Below are 13,740 nucleotides of genomic sequence, written 5' to 3' on the forward strand. Positions count from 1 at the left end.
GCTTCAGAAAATCATCTGAAATTAAATCATCTTTCTTCATAAGGTGTAAATATTTAAAATTAAACAAAAAATTAGCGGGGGCATGCCCCCGCTAATTTTTAACTTACACACTTTATGAGATAGTCCCTTGCAACGTTCCATTTTTTTAAACAATATGTCTCTATTTATGGGCTTGGTCATATAATCATTCATTCCAATATCCAAAACTTTTTGACGTGTTTCCTGCATAGCGTCAGCAGTTACAGCAATAATTGGAATGTTGCCAATTACCTTACCCAATTCACCGCTTCTTATTATCCGAGTGGCTTCATAGCCATCCATAACTGGCATCTGCAAATCCATTAAAACAATATTATAAACATCTTTCTTTAAAGCTTCAATTGCCTCGGTGCCGTTATTTGCTATGGCGAAGCTTACTTCGGGGTAGCTATTAAGCATTTTTCGCATGACCATTTGGTTCAGCAAATTATCTTCAACAACTAAAACATGTAATTTATTATTTGTGACTAATTGTGAATAAGCTCCTGCTTCAACAGAAAAATCTTTTGATACACGTTCAAACATTAAATCTATAAAAACATTGGTTCCTTTATTGATTTCACTCTCAATATTAATAGTTCCGGAATGCAAATCTACCAAATGTTTAACAATTGTTAGCCCAAGACCTATGCCTCCAAATTGGCGTTTATGATCGAGCTTCATTTGATTAAAACTGTCGAAAATATTTCTTCTGAAATCCAAATCAATTCCAACACCTGTATCAGATACTTTGAATGAAAAACAATAGGTATCGGTTCCGCGTTTTGTGCAGCGCATTTTAAAAAAAATACTGCCATTGTTTGTAAATTTTATAGCGTTTCCAAGAACATTATTAATTATCTGTACAAACCTTTCTGGGTCGCCTTTAACCGAAGTGGGTATTTTATAATCCATTTCAAACTGATATTTCAGGCCTTTGTTGGTCGCTTCCTCTTTCCAGTTGTTGCTTATTTGATTAAGGATAATTGAGGGATTGAATTCTTCCTTTTTTAAACGAATTTGATTCTTTTCAATTTTTTCAAAATCCAATATATCGTTTACGCTGCTCAATAAACTAAGGGAAGCATTCTTAATAATTTCAAATTGTTTGCATTTTTCGTTATCGTTTTGCTTGCTTAATTCAATTTCAGCAATTCCCATAATAGTATTAAGGGGTGTACGCAGCTCATGGCTCATATTAGACATAAAATATGACTTAAGCCCACTTACCTCCTCCATTCTTAAGAGTGCTTCTTCCTGTGATTTTTCCTTTTCAACCCTTAAGTTTCTGATAAGATATGTCATGGATATTGATAAAAATATTATTTCACATCCAGTGCCAAACTTTGCACTGTTTAGTGTGAAAAAATTATTGGGCAACAGGCTTAAATTGTTCATTACAAATCCCATTAAACCGATAACAAGAAAAAGAATTCCAAACGAAAAATACCTGTCTATTGAGATTTTTCTATAGCGCATTGCAAAAATGGTAGATAAAATAAGCAATAAACTCAACAAGCCATTGATGTTGCAAATGGGATATGCAAACGCTAAAGTCTTTGGGTTTATAAATACAAGTAATGTGGATAAGCCAATTATCAAGTAAAGTGATTTATATATTTTGGAAAACCCTGGAAGTTTACTATTAACTCCAAGGAAATGCTCACAATACTTTAAGAGAAAAATATTTGAAAGTATGGCAGTTATAAGTACCGCCCTTGACGCAAAATATCCCGGTTCTTTGAAAATATATTGAAATAAAAGTCCATCAAGCGAAGCTTGCATCAAGCCAATTGAAAAAACATAGCCACTGTAATAAATGAAAGACTTTGTTTTTAAACTTGTATAAAAAAATAAATAAATAATACCAGCCAACAATAATAATCCATAAAATATCCCGAGGAACAATTGTTGTTTGTAATTGACCTGCCAAAATTCAGTTTCTGAATATAAGCTCAAGGGAAGATTGATTGTTTCACCATCACTTTTAAAGTGTAGATAAAATTGCTGCACGCTATTTTTTGGTAATTCTATTTTAAATACCGTAGAACGATGCGCTACCTGGCGTTCATTAAAGGGAATTTGATCCCCACTTTTAAATTCCGTTATCTTATTATTAGTGCCAATCTGATATAATTTGGCAACATCTGTAATAGGTCTGGCTGTTTCAAGGTAATATGTTTTAGCTTGCGCGTTGCTATTCTCTAAATTAAATCTAATCCAAAAATTATGCGTGGTGAATCCAGTACTTTGGTTTTCTGATTTTAACGACAAAAATTTCTTTGAAGGATCATTTTGGAGTTCGATAAGGTCATACTTTGATTTTCCAGCTTCATAAAATTCGGCATATTCAAATAGGTTTCCCTTACTTATTTCAGGGTCAAATACCACATTTTGAGCTATACAACCAACTCCTATAATGTAGGTTAAAAACAGTAGTTGTTTCATAGTTTGGGGCTTTAAAACTATTAAACATACGTAAAATAATGATTTAAGGTTTTAAATATTTAAGATTAATAAAAACCATAAATCATTAACTATTTGAGCTTAAAATTATTTTTTAAATTATTTTAAATAAATAAAAGATGAACAATAATTGGAATTCTCGACTTTCATTTTCCGAACAAACTTTCTTGCATATAGCTTCTGATTGTAAAATAAAATTATTATACTTTTCTACTTAAAGACAACTCCAGACTATAAATTTTAGAGCTATCAATGAAAAACTTTACTCTGCTTGCATTTTTGTTATATTTACGCCAAAATCCAATAACCTTTGTTATTTAACTCCTTCTCATTTGGATTGTTTTTGCCAATTACCCTCCTCCTTTATTGGGCTGTTGGCTTTAAAAGAATTAAAGCCCAAAACACAATTCTGCTTGTTGCGAGCTATTTTTTTTATGGTCTTTGGGACTGGAGGTTTCTATTTTTGATTGTTGCCAGCTCATTGGTGGATTATTTTGCGGCTATTGCCATCAAAAGCTCGGAAAGCGTAAGCAAACAAAAGCGCTATCTCTACAGCAGTATTATCTGGAATTTAGGGGTTCTTTTCCTTTTTAAATATTACAACTTTTTTATAGATGAATTTGCGCTACTGTTTAGTATGCAGCAGGGCGAATATGGCTTTAGCACATTAAATTTAATTCTTCCCATTGGTTTGAGTTTCTATACCTTCCAAACAATGAGCTATACCATTGACGTTTATAAAAATCGAATTGCCCCGACAAAAAATTTGCTCAATTTTTTATGCTTTGTAAGCTTCTTTCCACAGCTGGTAGCCGGCCCTATTGAAAAAGCATCAGATTTGTTGCCACAATTTAAAAATAAAAGGTCTTTTGATTCAATTGAAGTAAAAGAAGGCCTGCGGCAGATTCTTTGGGGTCTTTTCAAAAAAATGGTTATTGCAGACAATGCTGCCTATATGGTAAATATGGTGTACGCAAGTCCAGAAAACTACGGTAGCCTTTCACTGCTTTACGTCTCAGTGCTTTTCTTTTTCCAAATCTATGGAGATTTTTCTGGCTATTCTGATATAGCAATTGGTAGTGCAAAATTATTCGGCTTTAAGCTAAGCAAGAATTTCAACATCCCGTATTTAGCAAAAAGTGTTACAGAGTTTTGGCAACGCTGGCACATTACGCTTACGCGGTGGTTTTCAGATTATGTATATTTTCCCATTATTCAAAAAAACCTTCGCAGCAGCACACGCCGGAATCTAGCTATTTTTTTTACAATGATGTTGATTGGTCTATGGCATGGAGCAAATTGGACGTTTATTATTTTTGGAGTGTTTCATGGTTTTTTAATTATCTTAGAGAGAACACCCCTTTCAACAGACCGTAAATCTACCATTTTTCATAGCGCGTTACTTCCAAATTTTATAGTGCCCATTTTCAGCTTTGTATTCATTACAGTGTCTTGCATACTTTTTAGAAGCCCAAACATTGACGCAGCCTGGCTTATATTGAAAAGAATTTTTTCAATTATTCCAAGTGAAAAAATTGCCCTGCTTATTGATAAAAAATTCGTAGTATTCCTGCTCCTTATGATAACTGTAGAGGTGCTTACCCGCTTCAAAAGTTTTCCATTAACAAAGCTGGATCAATACTTTAATAGACCAACCCGATGGTTAATTTATTATATTTTAATTATTGTAATTTTCCTATATGCCGGATTTAAAGAAGATTTTATCTATTTCCAATTTTAATAAATCACAGAAGCGGTTATTGACTTACTGTCTGCTTTTTTTTATACCCTTGGTTGTATTTTATTGTTTGTTGGAATTATTAGCTCTAAACCTTCCTGTAAACTACAGGATTGTTGGTGATTACTTAAATTCCAAATCGCAAAAAATTGAAGTGATGGCTTTGGGGTCGTCACAAGTACGGTGCAGCTTTAATCCCGAATTATCGAATAAACCAGCTATAAACCTCGCTTCTTCATCACAGCACCACAAAGAAGATTTTTCAATTCTGAAAGGTACAATAGACAGACTTCCAAATTTAAAATACGTACTGTTTGAAGTTTCCTATATGCATTTGGAATTGCCTTACCATCCTAGGGAATATTGGAAGAATAATATATATTTAAAATATTACGCTGTCAACGCTTTTGAAAGAACCACCTACTTCACGGATAAGCTCGTATTCGTTTCAAATCCTAGATTTTATTCAGCTAAATTAAGAGACCATTATTTATATAAAAGCAACAAGGTACGTCTCAATAAATTTGGTTTCGATACCAATAATTATTACTCATCCTTCAATAAATTGGGTTACGATACTTCCAAAATAAAAAACAATGCCTTTAAAATATATACGGGTGAAAATTTGGAAATATTCAAAAATAATTCTGGGTATCTATTTAATATGTTGGACTATATGCAGTCCAAAAATTTAAAGGTAATTATTGCTACACTGCCGCTTTATAAAACCTATTTAAATAAAAGAAATCCTAAAGTCGTACATCGTCGCGACAGTATTCTATCGATAGTTAAATCGAAGTATAACAATGTGGTTATTTTGAACAAAGAAACCGATACGATTCAATTTAAGGTTAAGGATTTTTTAAACGAAAATCATTTAAATCCTGATGGTGCCAGAAAATTCACTTCAATAGTGAGCAAAGTGGTTGATAGTATAAACTAGATTTTTTTATATTGTTGAATTAAATCTCCTCCTCTTTATAGTAAATAGGATTCGGTGGCGCCGAAATGATTGCATAATTTATTAAACCTAACATCGCTAGGTAACGGAAGTTACCCACGAAACTTTAACCTCCAATGATTGAGAATAGAAGAATAGTTTTTTACACGGAGCTATGCGCCAGCTATAGTTTTGCCGGTTCGTTATACGCATACTTCGTTAGAAAAGTTTATCGGGGCATTGTGTAAAACGAAATTAAATTTATATACGAAATACACCTGCATATAAAGATGACGAAACCTTATGCTATTCTGAAAAAGATAAGCCTTTATCTTTAGGTTTGAAAAAAGCTTTATATTTAGATCAAAATGATAACTTTCTATGAATAAATGAAAAAACCCTCTGAAGGGTATTTTCCAGCGGTTGCATTAAATATCCTTGACCCTAAATTATTGACAAGATTTGCTGTTCAACTCCTTTTCATTCGGTCTATTTCTACCTATTACCCTGCTTATTTATTGGGCTGTGGGCTTCAAAAAAATAAAAACCCAGAATGCTGTCCTGCTGGTTGCCAGTTATTTATTTTATGGACTTTGGGACTGGCGGTTTCTCTTTCTTATTGTCGCCAGCTCGTTGGTAGATTATTTTGCCGGGCTAGCCGTAGCGAATTCAGAAAATAGAAATAATCAAAAGATTTACCTCTACAGTAGTTTACTCTGGAACCTTGGAGTGCTTTTTATTTTTAAATATTACAATTTTTTTATTGAAGAATTCGCCTTGCTTTTCAACCAGAATCAGGGTGAATACATGTTTAGTTCCTTAAACCTCATTCTTCCCATTGGACTCAGTTTTTACACCTTCCAAACGATGAGCTACACCATAGATGTGTACAAAAAACGGATTGAGCCCACTACTAATCTGCTCAATTTTCTGTGTTTTGTGAGTTTCTTTCCGCAATTGGTAGCTGGTCCAATAGAAAAGGCTGGGGACTTGTTGCCACAGTTCAATAAACCTCGAAAATTTATTGCTGAAGATACCAAGGACGGTTTGCGGCAGATACTGTGGGGTCTTTTCAAAAAAATGGTCATTGCGGACAATGCGGCCATAATTGTTAATATGGTCTACTATAATCCAGAGAATTACGGTAGCTATTCGCTGGTATATGCCTCGGTGCTGTTCTTCTTTCAGATTTATGGGGATTTTTCGGGGTATTCAGATATTGCCATTGGTACAGCGAAACTGTTCGGTTTCAAGCTTAGCAGAAATTTCAACGTGCCTTATCTGGCAAAAGGGGTAACAGACTTTTGGCAACGCTGGCACATAACACTTACGCGCTGGTTTTCAGACTATGTGTATTTCCCCATTATCCAAAAAAATCTACGGAGCACCACAAGGCGGATTATTGCCATCTTAATAACAATGAGCCTGATAGGCCTTTGGCATGGTGCCAATTGGACGTTCATACTTTTTGGTCTCTTACAAGCGGTTCTGATGATTATGGAAAGATTGCCAATGGGACGTAACAGAAAAACTAGCTTTTATTATCGAAAGCCAAGAATACCAAGTTTTTTAATGCCCGTTTTCACTTTTCCTTTTATAGTGGCCTCGTGCATTCTTTTCAGAAGTCAATCTATGGACCAAGTGGCAGTAATTTTTGAGCGAATTTTTTCTTTTATATCCAGCGAAAATATTAAGGAGCTTTTGAACAGGAAGTTCTTGTTCTTTCTTTTTATATTGGTCGCTTCGGAAGTTTATATGCGCCACAAAAATTTTCCGTTATACCAACTAGACAAACATTTGAACAGGCCCACAAGATGGGTCATCTATTATATATTTATAATTCTAATTTTTAGATATGCTGGTCCCAAAGAGGATTTTATCTATTTTCAATTTTAGCGGACGGCAGCTCCGGTTTTTAAAATACTGCCTCTGGTTTTTTGTGCCGGTAGTAATCGCCTACATTATTTTAGAAATTGTGGTGGTGAATACTCCCATTAACTTTAAAATTATTGGACAGTATTATCGGGAACATTCCGATGAAATAGAATTGATAGGCCTGGGTTCCTCCCAGATGCAAAGCGCTTTTAACCCTGCATATGCGGAAGTTAAGGCGATTAATTTTGCCTCAAAGTCACAACACCATAATGAAGATTTCCATATCTTGAAACAAACACGGAAAAATTTTCCGAAACTGAAATATGTTTTGCTCGAGGTTTCGTACAGCCATTTAGAGCTTCCGCACCATCGTGACGATTATTGGAAAAACTCCATCTATCTTAATTATTACGGGGTAAATGGGTTTGGCCGTCTAACAACGTATAAGGATAAATTGCTCTACCTCTCCAACCCACGGTTCTTTTCGAACCAACTAACGGATTATTATATTTTTCAAATCGATAAGTCAAAGTTCAACCAATACGGTTTTGATACAAACAACTATGATGGGCCATTCAATGAAATGGGTTTTGATGAAGCCAAAATTGCCCAACATAATTTTCAAAAACTAAATAATGAAGACCTCTCAATTTTCAATAGAAATACCGCTTACCTATACCGAATACTGGATTATACAAAGGCCGAAAATTTGCAGGTTATTATCTGCACCACACCATTCTACAAAACTTATCTAAAGGCTAGAAACCCCAATATTCTGCGGAGAAGGGACAGTATTCTTCAAGTAATTGAAAAAAAATACGGTAATATAACATTGCTTTTTCAGGAGAATGACACCCTTCATTTCACTGTTCGGGATTTTATCAATGAAAACCACTTAAACCCAGATGGAGCAAAAAAATTCACTGGCTTTGTGAACCAAAAACTTGACAGTCTGAATTAATCCTTCTTCAACTTTTCAAAATAAATTTTTGCTGCCTTTATCACTCGTGGCGCAAGAATTATGGTCGCCGTCATCGTGGGAACGGCCATCAACGCGAAAAAAGTATCAATTAAATTAATCATCATACTCAGTGAAGTTGTGGCGCCTACGAGAATACTAATTATATAAAAATAATTATAGATCCCTTTATTTTTATCACCAAAAAGAAAAGACATACACTTACTGCCATAATAAGAATATGAAAAAAGTGACGAAATACTGAAAGTGATAATACATGCCAATAAACCGAATTTCCCAAAAATCGGGATGCTTTCCTCAAATGCTGACGCAGTTAAGCTCACACCGTTGGCGTCGCTACTTTGCCAAACGCCCGTTACCAAAATTGCTAAAGCAGTGAGCGTACAGATTATCAAAGTATCTATTGCCGGTCCCAACATCGCCACCAAACCTTCGCGGATGGGCTCATTGGTTTTTGCTGCCCCGTGTGCCATTGGCGCAGTACCTATTCCCGCTTCATTTGAAAACGCGCCGCGACGAATTCCCAAAAGAATTATCCCGCCAATAACACCGCCCAAAAACGCATCTCCTTTATAAAAATTTGCTGAAAAAGCATCTGTAAAAATCAATTTGAAATAGTATGGAACCACATCAATGTGAACAATCAAAATGATCAGAACCAAAAGAAAATAAAGAATAACCATTCCCGGAACCATTTTTGAAGCCGTCTTACTTATTCGTGACAAACCACCTAAAATAACCACAGAAGTAATTGCCGCCAAAACCAAACCAATAATCAAATCGGTCTGAAAACCATTGTAGATTCCGGCAGGTTTTAAAAGTATATCGTTTATAGCTTGGGTAAGTTGGTTTACGTTGAAAACCGGCAATGCTCCTACCAACCCCGCCACACTGAACAAAACTGCCAAGGGCATCCACTTTCTTCCTAAACCTTCAATAATAAAATACATTGGCCCACCTTGAATTTTACCTTCGCTATCTTTTCCTCTATATAAAATTGCCAAAGTCGCAGTGAAAAATTTTGTCGACATACCAATTACGGCACTCACCCACATCCAGAACATAGCTCCAGGGCCACCAATTGAAATGGCCACGGCCACACCCGCAATATTACCCATACCTACCGTTGAGGAAAGAGCAGTCATTAACGCTTGAAAATGGGTTATTTCGCCAGTATCGCTTTCATTGTCATACTTTCCGCGAAGTACGGCAATGGCGTGGCCTAGGTATCGAAAAGGGAGAAATTTAATCCGAATTAAAAGATATAATCCGCCACCAATCAAGATTATTAATAGTGGTAAACCCCAAGCAACAGAAGCCATTTCAGCAATAAAGTTGTCAATTTTATTCAAAATAAATATTTAAAATTTTATCTAATGTAGCGTTAAAATTTTTAAAATTAACGGGGAAATTGTTACTTGCAGCACCAAATGAAACAACGACTAACCATTTTTTTTATTTTCGTCTCGTTTTTTTCAATCGCTCAAACCGACACCGAGTGGAAAAAAAGTGCTTTCTACATCACTCCTGAAATTCTTTTAGGCCTTACAATGGAAGCCAATGACGGTTTCCCAGATACAAAACTGCAAAAGCAGGCCGTTTTGAATTTTGGACGCCATCAAGAGAACAATCCACAAGAATGGGCACAACGTTTAAAAGGGGCCAAAACAGGATTGTCAGTTGGGATAACCGATTTTGGTAATCTGGACAGCTTGGGGATAGCTTTAACAGTAACGCCTTTTATTGAATTCAAAGCTTTTGGGAGTGAGCGTTGGAAAATGTTGACAGGGATGGGCGCTTCCTATTTCACTAGAAAGTTTGACCTTGAAACCAATCCACAGAACAGGGCTGTAACCACTGATTTTACTTGGGCTTTTCGCACCTATCTTTATTATCAATTTCTCAGTACATCCACCTTAGATTGGCGTGTGGGCATGGGATATTCGCACCATAGCAATGGGCATACACGCTTAATGAATCAAGGGTATAATTCCTTTTTGCTGAGTCTTTCCGCAGATATAAAAAATCCTTTTAACCATTCTAAAATTACGGCTACTATAGCAATTCCTAAATACAATAAAACGGTATATAATTATTTTGCTATCCGCGGCGGCCTTGGTGTAAGTGCATTTGCTTTGGCATTTAATGATAAAAAAGATGTTTATACCATAGCTGGGGAATACGGCCGTGTTTATAATAATACCTTTAAAGTGGGCATAGGTTTCTACTACCGTTTTTACCAGCATTATTACGACTATATTGAAGAAAATGAATCTTTGGTGCAGGCTGGAAGAGAGTTTGATTATTTCAAAAGCAATGCGTGGTATTATGCCTCCAATTTGGGCGTCAGCATTCATGGTGAAATATTCCTGAATCATGTAGGTATAGATTTGCAACTGGGCTATAATTTACATAAACCGGCATATAAGCTGGATTGGCGAATAAACGAAGGCTGGGTCAATACGCCACGGGAAATTTCTAAATCCTGGGTTTTGGGAGAACTGGATGATAGCTATAAAAAGAAACATCGTATCTCAACTAGATTGGGCTTAAAGTATTATTTAATTGGAATGGAAAAGTCTCCGAAAAATAATTTTTACATAGGCGCCCATTTGAATGCCAATTTCGGGCAAGCAGACTTTACTGAGTTGAACTTTGGGTATGTTCATAGCTTTAATTTTCGGGAGAGGAAATAAAAGAGGTCGTCTAAAAACAATTTAGGCGACCTTTTTTGTTTTCTTTGATGTTATTGTAGTTTATTTTAAATAATTCAAAACATTTTTTTCAATACGTTCATGAATATTTAAGACGTCTGCTTTTACAAATTTTTCTCCTGTAATATTTTCGTAAAGCTCAATATACCTTTCGGAAACAGTTTCAACATATTCATCACTCATAGTGGGAACTTTCTGCCCTTCCAAACCTTGAAAGCCATTCTGAATTAACCATTGACGTACGAACTCTTTGGAAAGCTGTTTTTGCGGTTCGTTGTTTTTCTGGCGTATTTCATAACCTTCGTTGTAAAAATAACGCGAGGAATCTGGGGTGTGTATCTCGTCAATCAGTACAACTTTACCGTCTTTCGTTTTTCCGAATTCATATTTGGTATCCACCAAGATCAATCCGCGTTTGGCAGCAATCTCACTTCCACGTTGAAAAAGTTTTCGGGTATAATCTTCCAATTGAAGATAATCAGCTTCAGAAACGATTCCTCTTCTCAAAATGTCTTCCCGCGAAATATCCTCATCGTGATCGCCCATTTCGGCTTTGGTAGCAGGTGTAATTATTGGCTGTGGAAATTTATCATTTTCCTTCATTCCTTCTGGCATCACAACACCGCAGAGCATTCGTTTTCCAGCTTTATATTCCCGCGCTGCATGACCACTCATATAACCGCGGATTACCATTTCAACCTTAAAAGGTTCACAGGCTTCGCCAATTGCAACGTTCGGGTCGGGTGTTGCAATTAACCAATTCGGCACCAAATCTTCAGTATCGCGCATCATTTTGGTTGCAATTTGGTTTAAGATTTGCCCTTTATAAGGAATTCCTTTTGGCATTACAACATCAAAGGCACTCAGCCTATCCGTAGCAACCATTAAAAGTTTGTTATTTTCCAAAGTATAAACCTCGCGAACCTTTCCGTGGTAAACGCTTCTCTGTCCGGGGAAGTTAAAGTCTGTGGCAATTATGGTATTACTCATTTTGATCTTAAATTTACGATTGACGATTTGCCATGGATGATTGATGATTTATTAAGCCGCCTATTATTCCAAACTGCTACTGCAAACTGGTACTGCTAACTTTTTTCAGTCTAAGTTTTCAATATTCCTGTAAGCCGCAATCACTTCTTTCACAAGCCTATGGCGGATTACATCCTTATCGTCTAGATAAACCATCCCCACACCTTTCACATCTTTCAATACCAGCAAGGCTTCCTTCAGTCCTGAAATCACACGACGCGGAAGGTCAATCTGTCCGGGGTCGCCAGTAATCATGAATTTTGCGTTTTTTCCCATACGGGTCAAAAACATTTTCATCTGTGCGTGGGTTGTGTTTTGCGCTTCGTCCAAAATTACAAAAGCATTGTCCAAAGTACGGCCGCGCATAAATGCTAGGGGTGCAATCTGTATAACCCCAGTTTCAATGTGTGACGCCAATTTTTCCGCAGGAATCATATCGCGAAGTGCGTCGTACAACGGTTGCATATATGGATCGAGTTTTTCTTTTAAATCTCCGGGAAGAAAACCTAAATTCTCTCCAGCTTCCACCGCAGGTCTTGTTAAGATGATACGCTTTACTTCTTTATCTTTCAATGCTTTAACTGCAAGCGCAACCCCTGTATAGGTTTTTCCTGTTCCCGCTGGGCCAACTGCAAAGACCATATCATTTTTGCCCATAAGCGCTACCAGCTTTCGTTGGTTTGCCGTTTGGGCTTTTATTGGTTTTCCGCTTAAACCGTGAACGATTACTTCACCGCTGCCTGCGGGGCTTTCGTACTCTTCCTTGTTTCGACTTAAAAGTACCCGTTCAATTACGTTTTCGTCAATTTTGTTGTATTTCGCGAATTGATCCAAAAGCATTGTAATGCGTCGGTCAAATTCCTCCAGCACATCATCATCACCATACGCCTTGATTTTATTGCCGCGTGCAACGATTTTCAGTTTTGGAAAATATTTTTTAAGAAGGTCAATATTAGCGTTTTCAAGTCCGAAGAAATCCCTTGGGCTAATCTCTGTAAGTTCGATGATAAGTTCGTTCAAAAGGCGTGCTTTTTTAATATGTGGAATATGCAAAAAATAGTTTTGCTACTAACAAAAGTAACCTATTTTTGTGGTAAGTCTTTTAAGAAAATATCAACAATCCATTTATGCCTATAATTACACTTACTACTGACTTCGGAGAGAAGGATCACTTTGTTGGCGCAGTAAAAGGAGCTATTTATACCGAAATGGAAGATGCAAAAATTGTTGATATCTCGCACTCTGTTTCGCCATTCCATCTTCATGAAGCTGCCTATATAATCCAAAACGCATACAAGAGTTTTCCGCAGGGAAGCATTCACGTAATTGGTGTAGATTCTGAGTTAAATCCTGAGAATAAACACATTGCAGTATTGATGGACGCACATTATTTTGTTTGCGCGGATAATGGTATTATTTCAATGCTCACTTCTGAAATCCGTCCAGAGAAAATTGTTGAAATAAATATTCACGACCGCGTTATCAGCAATTTTCCGGTTTTAGATGTTTTTGTGAAAGTTGCCGGACACATAGCACGCGGCGGCACACTGGAGGTTATTGGTAAAAATATTACTGAAATAAAGGAATTAACCGGCATCCGCCCCGTTGTAAGCAACAAAGAAAGCCAAATTATCGGCAACGTTATTTATATTGACAACTACGGAAACGTGATCAGCAACATAACTAAAAAACTTTTTGAAGAAGTGGGCCGCGGCAGAGAGTTTATTATAAATGCCCGAACTGCGAAATTCACCCAAATACATACACATTATAGTGACGCAATAAATTTTAATCTTCCACCTGAAAAACGGGAGGAAGACGGAAAAAAACTGGCACTTTGGAATTCATCGCAATTTTTGGAATTGGCTATTTACAAAAGCAATCCTACTTCCGTGGGCGGGGCATCAAGCTTGTTTGGCCTTGAATTTAGGGATACAATTACCGTTAATTTTAATGCCGAATCTTGAGTGAAAACTGTTAA

General features: G+C 36.4%; 10 protein-coding genes. 6 read left to right on the top strand and 4 right to left on the bottom strand.

Annotation, left to right across the window (positions count from 1 at the left end; translation table 11 throughout):
* Positions 1–36: 36 nt before the first annotated feature.
* Positions 37–2,466 carry a hybrid sensor histidine kinase/response regulator gene (locus tag ESV24_RS13970; RefSeq protein WP_146951079.1) on the bottom strand — a complete coding sequence of 810 codons (2,430 nt, stop codon included), beginning with the start codon at positions 2,464–2,466 and terminating at the stop codon, positions 37–39.
* 328 nt (positions 2,467–2,794) lie between these two features.
* On the opposite strand from ESV24_RS13970, the gene ESV24_RS13975 reads away from it, so the two are divergent.
* From ESV24_RS13975 to ESV24_RS13990, 4 genes are all read left to right on the top strand, one after another.
* Positions 2,795–4,225 (top strand): MBOAT family O-acyltransferase, encoded by a 1,431-nt coding sequence (locus ESV24_RS13975; protein ID WP_111817029.1) that lies wholly within the window; start codon positions 2,795–2,797, stop codon positions 4,223–4,225.
* Positions 4,226–4,292: 67 nt separating this feature from the next.
* Positions 4,293–5,165: a hypothetical protein gene (locus ESV24_RS13980; RefSeq protein WP_146743189.1), complete on the top strand. Its 873-nt coding sequence runs from the start codon at positions 4,293–4,295 to the stop codon at positions 5,163–5,165.
* Positions 5,166–5,624: 459 nt separating this feature from the next.
* Positions 5,625–7,058 (top strand): MBOAT family O-acyltransferase, encoded by a 1,434-nt coding sequence (locus ESV24_RS13985; protein ID WP_146743188.1) that lies wholly within the window; start codon positions 5,625–5,627, stop codon positions 7,056–7,058.
* Between the two features lie 43 nt (positions 7,059–7,101).
* Positions 7,102–7,998 (top strand): hypothetical protein, encoded by an 897-nt coding sequence (locus ESV24_RS13990; RefSeq protein ID WP_146743187.1) that lies wholly within the window; start codon positions 7,102–7,104, stop codon positions 7,996–7,998.
* Here ESV24_RS13990 and ESV24_RS13995 read toward each other — a convergent pair.
* Positions 7,995–9,368 (bottom strand): alanine/glycine:cation symporter family protein, encoded by a 1,374-nt coding sequence (locus ESV24_RS13995; RefSeq protein ID WP_111817025.1) that lies wholly within the window; start codon positions 9,366–9,368, stop codon positions 7,995–7,997. The two genes, ESV24_RS13990 and ESV24_RS13995, sit on opposite strands and share 4 nt — an antisense overlap.
* 78 nt (positions 9,369–9,446) lie before the next feature.
* On the opposite strand from ESV24_RS13995, the gene ESV24_RS14000 reads away from it, so the two are divergent.
* Complete coding sequence (locus ESV24_RS14000; RefSeq protein WP_111817024.1) at positions 9,447–10,712, top strand: acyloxyacyl hydrolase; 1,266 nt, start codon at positions 9,447–9,449, stop codon at positions 10,710–10,712.
* A 60-nt stretch (positions 10,713–10,772) separates the two neighbouring features.
* Here ESV24_RS14000 and ESV24_RS14005 read toward each other — a convergent pair whose 3' ends face one another.
* Entirely contained in the window at positions 10,773–11,720 is a 948-nt protein-coding gene (locus ESV24_RS14005) for a phosphoribosylaminoimidazolesuccinocarboxamide synthase (protein WP_111817023.1), read from the bottom strand.
* Between the two features lie 105 nt (positions 11,721–11,825).
* Entirely contained in the window at positions 11,826–12,779 is a 954-nt protein-coding gene (locus ESV24_RS14010; protein ID WP_111817022.1) for a PhoH family protein, read from the bottom strand.
* A 107-nt stretch (positions 12,780–12,886) separates the two neighbouring features.
* Here ESV24_RS14010 and ESV24_RS14015 point away from each other — a divergent pair, with 107 nt between their 5' ends.
* Positions 12,887–13,726, top strand: coding sequence for an SAM hydrolase/SAM-dependent halogenase family protein (locus ESV24_RS14015; protein ID WP_111817021.1), 840 nt, complete (start codon positions 12,887–12,889; stop codon positions 13,724–13,726).
* The last annotated feature ends 14 nt before the right edge of the window (positions 13,727–13,740 follow it).

Source organism: Aequorivita lipolytica (assembly GCF_007997135.1).
Lineage (GTDB): Bacteria > Bacteroidota > Bacteroidia > Flavobacteriales > Flavobacteriaceae > Aequorivita > Aequorivita lipolytica.